General features: G+C 40.6%; 3 protein-coding genes. 1 reads left to right on the forward strand and 2 read right to left on the reverse strand.

The genetic code is table 11. The features are described 5' to 3' along the window. The first annotated feature begins 274 nt into the window (after window positions 1-274). A complete protein-coding gene (locus tag ACZFYI_RS17790) occupies window positions 275-844 on the forward strand; it encodes a pentapeptide repeat-containing protein (protein ID WP_462525468.1) in 570 nt (189 codons plus the stop codon). A 39-nt stretch (window positions 845-883) separates the two neighbouring features. Here the strand turns inward: ACZFYI_RS17790 and ACZFYI_RS17795 are convergent, their stop codons facing one another. Then, complete coding sequence (locus ACZFYI_RS17795; RefSeq protein ID WP_462525469.1) at window positions 884-2,527, reverse strand: putative ABC exporter domain-containing protein; 1,644 nt, start codon at window positions 2,525-2,527, stop codon at window positions 884-886. Next, complete coding sequence (locus ACZFYI_RS17800) at window positions 2,520-3,236, reverse strand: ABC transporter ATP-binding protein (protein ID WP_462525470.1); 717 nt, start codon at window positions 3,234-3,236, stop codon at window positions 2,520-2,522. The genes ACZFYI_RS17795 and ACZFYI_RS17800 overlap by 8 nt, the downstream gene beginning before the upstream one ends. Window positions 3,237-3,370: the final 134 nt, after the last annotated feature.

A 3,370-nucleotide genomic window follows, 5' to 3' on the forward strand; every position in this document is an offset into this window, starting at 1 on the left:
TATATTCAGGATCAGGCATGTCTTTGTAGACAAGGTTGTTGTAGGATTCGAGTACAAGTGCTTTCATGAGTAGGAGTCAAAGAGACAGAAAATAAAAATAAGGGAATTTTTGGGTAAAAAGACAATGATTGATTTGGATTGAAGGAAGAAGATTGCGGAGAGGATTCCGATTTAGCCCATTTTGAACATTTGATAATAAAATGTTGCAATCCCGGTTCTTTGGATTATGGTAATTTAAAATGTTTTTTTACGTTTCCGGTTCAAATTGATACAAATGACTACTTACTTTCAATCCAAAACTTTCACAAGTGCTGATTTTGAATCCAAACCTTTTTCCAAAGGAGAATATGAATCCTGTGTGTTTAAGAGCTGTGACTTTTCCAATGCAGATTTATCGGGTTCCGTTTTTATAGAATGCGAATTTTTGGGTTGCAACATCAGTCTGGCCAACCTTTTCAAAACTGCTTTTAGGGAAGTGAATTTCAAAGATTGCAAGCTATTGGGCTTGCGGTTTGACAAATGTGAAATCATTGGCTTGGTCTTGGGATTTGAAAACTGTGTTTTGGACCACGCCTCATTTTATAAGACAAAATTACAAAAGACGGTTTTCAAAAATTGCAGGTTAAAGGAAGCGGATTTTTCTGAAGCGGACTTAAGCGGATCTGTTTTTGATGGTTCTGACCTTTCAGGGGCTGTTTTTGACAATACTGTTTTGGAAAAGGCAGATTTTAGAAATGCTTCCAATTTTAGTATCGACCCTGAGAGAAACCGGATCAAAAAAGCCAAATTTTCCCTTGATGGATTACCGGGTTTGTTGGGAAAATACGGGATTGATATTGGTTAGTTCAAGTCTAATGATTTGGTTCTTCGCGTCAACCTAAAATCACATTTCCTTAAACTCAACCTTACTGATAATATCCAAAGTCACGTGCATCATCACTGCTGCGACAATAAATATCCCCATACTGACGCCGATCATACCAAAAATAAATTGTTTTGAAATGATGAAGCCAAAGAGACCTGCGGCAAGCGATGGTAAAATTCCAAACAAAAATACCCCACCAATGATGACAGGTTTGATCAGCTTGCGGTCCCAACCTTCGTCAAAACCCACTTGGGTAGTCAGTGTAATGGCAAAACCGGTCAGGTAAAAGGCTATCATGCAAAAGGGAAAAAGCAACATCAATCCCCAACTCAAATCAGCGATCAGCACTGTCGGGATAACCATGATCACCGACATAATCAATGTCTGGTAAATGTCCAACTTGATCATGTTCCAGAACTTGGAAGTCCAAGAAGCAGGAATCAAGATAAAATAGGGTTTTTTCAAATCCCCGATACTTGTCCTTCCCATTCCTGCCATGAAATACATACCAACCATCAAAATCAAATACCCATAGATGATTTTGTGCGAAAACCAGTCAAAGTTGGAAAGGACAGCCATGATGATGGCGATAGCCGCAAATCCCAAGCCATAGAGACCAAAAAGCGGATGGAAATCCTGTCTTGAACTGTGGACGTAATTTCTCCAATATAAGGCTGTTGCGCCGGTTCCGAAGTCTTTCAGTTCAAGTTTTTTGTTGAGGTTCAAGCTTCCGGTAGATTCGGAAGCCTGCTGTTTTCCTTTTGCTTTTTCCTTAACTTCCTCATTGGATTGGGTGGAATCTAGGACATCTTCATAATAATACCCTGCATGAGTCAACACCAATTGCACAATAATCAGAAAGGAAAGAATATAAACCCCGATAAAACCAAGTGAAATCCAGATGCTGTCATGACTGACGAAAGTAATGATGCCACGGCTCCAACCTACTAGTGGAAAGAAATCAAACCAAGGCGCTCCGATCCATGCAAACATTCCCTGCCAAAATTTTTCTGCCATCATCCCGGGAATCAAAATCATCAGGAGGAGAATCACTCCAAGTGCGAAAACCCCGTTTTTGATATAGCCCAAGATATTGTACTTGGTATTGAGCGTATAGATCAGAAACTTGATCGGTGAAAGAATAAAAAAGAAAAGCGTCACCCCAAGAGACATCAGGACCAGATTCAAAAAGTTAAGGTCAAGAACATCATTGAGCTGGGCGGTGCTGTAGATGACGAAAAGGAAGGAGCCACCCAATGATGGTATGATTGACCGTATCATGTAATACATCAATAATTTGGGGGGCGAAACAGGAGACGTGAAAAGCAGATTCACGTCAGCCATACTGAAAAAACTGATGTTTTTCTTGGTGGCTCTGTAAAGCTGAAACATCAGAAACGCCAAAGCCAATAGGGTAATTCCCCCGGCAATATTCTGAACTGCAAAATCTACTTCTTCTATTTGACCGGCAGCATCCTGAAGGTCTCCGATTTGATCAGTATTGACTTCTGTTGTTTTATTTGACCTTCGGAAATAAAAAAAACCAAAATAACCCAAAACAAAAATATAGGGCAAAAGCCTCAGCGGATTTCTGAGGATCAGCTTGATGTTGTTGATCAGGATAAATAGATCCTTTCGGATCAGAAGTTTGAACTCATTCATCTTTGGTCAGTTCTAAAAAGAGGTCTTCTAAACTTGAATCTTGGGTACCGTTGAAAGCTGTTTTGAGGTTAGACAGGGTATCATTGCCTATGATGTTGCCATCTTTCATGATCATGATCCTGTCTGCGATTGTTTCTACACTGTCGATCAAGTGGGTACTTACCAAAATTGTTTTGCCTTGCTCTTTGAGCTCGCGGAATATTCTCTTGGTATTTTTGATGGCTTTTGGATCCAAACCTATCATGGGTTCATCAAAAAACAGGACCTGTGGATCAGGAAGCAAAGCACAGCAGATTGAGACTTTTTGTCTCATGCCCTTTGACAAGTCCCTGCCAAGTTTATCAGCCTTGTCAGTCAGGTCATAGGTTTCCATCAGATCTGCTGCTTTTTCCTTCCAGTTTGTCACCGAATACGCCTGAGCAATAAACTGCAAATGTTCTCTCACTGTCAGGAGGTCATAGACATGAGGTGTTTCGGGGATGTATGAAAAGAATTTTTTTGCTGCTAAGGAAAGGTGGTCATGCCCTCCGATTTGAATCTCCCCTGCAGTTTTGCGAAGCAGACCCACGATACATTTCATCGTGGTGCTTTTTCCGGCGCCGTTTGGACCCAAAAGTCCGACGACTTCCCCGCCTTGTAATGAAAAGCTGATGTTGTTGACGGCATTTTGCTTGCCGTATTTTTTGATTAATCCCGAAACCTCAAGCATGATGGCGTACGTAAAAGTTTTTGATCTTCGGCAAATGTAACGCCTTCAGCGGATTTTGGTTTAACCCTTGACGATAAACGTGGATTTTCTTACATTAACCAACATAATTCAAGACCACATGAAAAAAATCATCA

The organism is Aquiflexum sp. (assembly GCF_977115555.1).

Coding starts and splice junctions, on each gene's coding strand:
- ACZFYI_RS17795 (WP_462525469.1), bottom strand. CDS start 2,527: ATGAATGAGTTCAAACTTCTGATCCGAAAGGATCTATTTATCCTGATC.
- ACZFYI_RS17800 (WP_462525470.1), bottom strand. CDS start 3,236: ATGCTTGAGGTTTCGGGATTAATCAAAAAATACGGCAAGCAAAATGCC.
- ACZFYI_RS17790 (WP_462525468.1), top strand. CDS start 275: ATGACTACTTACTTTCAATCCAAAACTTTCACAAGTGCTGATTTTGAA.